Source organism: Shigella sp. FJ200513 (assembly GCF_040495915.1).
Taxonomy (GTDB): domain Bacteria; phylum Pseudomonadota; class Gammaproteobacteria; order Enterobacterales; family Enterobacteriaceae; genus ECMA0423.
Map to the genome: position 1 here is coordinate 1 of NZ_JBDYCV010000240.1, position 1,225 is coordinate 1,225.

Below are 1,225 nucleotides of genomic sequence, written 5' to 3' on the forward strand. Positions count from 1 at the left end.
TAGTCTAAAAACTAGTATTAAGACTATCACTTAAATAAGTGATACTGGTTGTCTGGAGATTCAGGGGGCCAGTCTAGGGATTTTTAATCCTATCTGAGTGTTTAGCATTGTTGCGCTCCTTTCATGTGCAATGCCATATAAAGCCACTGGCGGAGGGAGCGCGCAGGGGGCAGCCAGTCGCCGCCGCCCCCTGCACCCCCGGGCTCTGGCGAACAAAATCGCCGCTGCGCGGTACCTTCAGCTTATCCCCTTCGGCAACCGGGTCGGGCGCGAGGTAACGTCCTGTAAGACGCGCCCTCAGCCCACATCCATGTGGGCTGCCCCGGCCTTCGGGGAACGCTTCAGCGATTTTGACGCCACCAATACCCGTGCGGTTTGTAATGTCGAAGATAAAACAACCAGGGCAGATAAAATGCCAATGCTAATTAATCACGCTTTTCCAGCAGAGTCCGGTAAATCAGACCACCGATAATGCCGCCGACAATTGGCACCACCCAGAAGAACCACAGTTGTTCTAATGCCCAGCCGCCCTGGAAGATAGCAACCGCGGTGCTGCGCGCCGGGTTAACAGAAGTGTTAGTCACCGGAATACTGATTAAGTGAATCAGGGTTAAGGCCAGACCAATAGCGATCGGCGCAAAACCTGCCGGAGCGAATTTGTCGGTTGCACCGTGGATCACTAACAGGAAGCCCGCACTCAATACCAGTTCAACTACCAGCGCGGAAAGCATGGAATAACCGCCTGGTGAATGCTCGCCATAACCGTTAGAAGCAAAACCGCTGGCTGCCGCGTCAAAACCCGTTTTACCACTGGCAATTAAATACAGCAGCGCCGCTGCAACAATACCGCCGACAACCTGGGCAATTACGTAGCCAACGACTTCTTTTGCCGGAAAACGTCCGCCAGCCCATAAACCAATAGTGACCGCCGGGTTAAAATGACCACCAGAAATATGACCAACAGCGAAGGCCATCGTCAGAACGGTCAAACCAAATGCCAGCGCCACGCCGGCAAAACCAATGCCTAATTCCGGGAAGCCTGCGGCCAGTACAGCACTACCACAGCCACCAAAAACAAGCCAGAAAGTACCAAAACATTCAGCTGCTAATTTTCTGAACATATCCACCTCAATTAAAAATTGACCCTGTGAAAAATAGGTAATGACTCCAACTTACTGATAGTGTTTTATGTTCAGATAATGCCCGATGACCTTGTCATGCAGCT

The 1,225-nt window shown here is 51.6% G+C and carries 1 protein-coding gene; it reads right to left on the reverse strand.

The features are described from left to right. Window positions 1-425: 425 nt before the first annotated feature. On the reverse strand, window positions 426-1,121 hold the full coding sequence (gene aqpZ / locus ABZJ92_RS21890) for an aquaporin Z (RefSeq protein ID WP_001298299.1): 696 nt from the start codon (window positions 1,119-1,121) through the stop codon (window positions 426-428). Between the last annotated feature and the right edge of the window lie 104 nt (window positions 1,122-1,225).

Coding starts and splice junctions, on each gene's coding strand:
- aqpZ (WP_001298299.1), bottom strand. CDS start 1,121: ATGTTCAGAAAATTAGCAGCTGAATGTTTTGGTACTTTCTGGCTTGTT.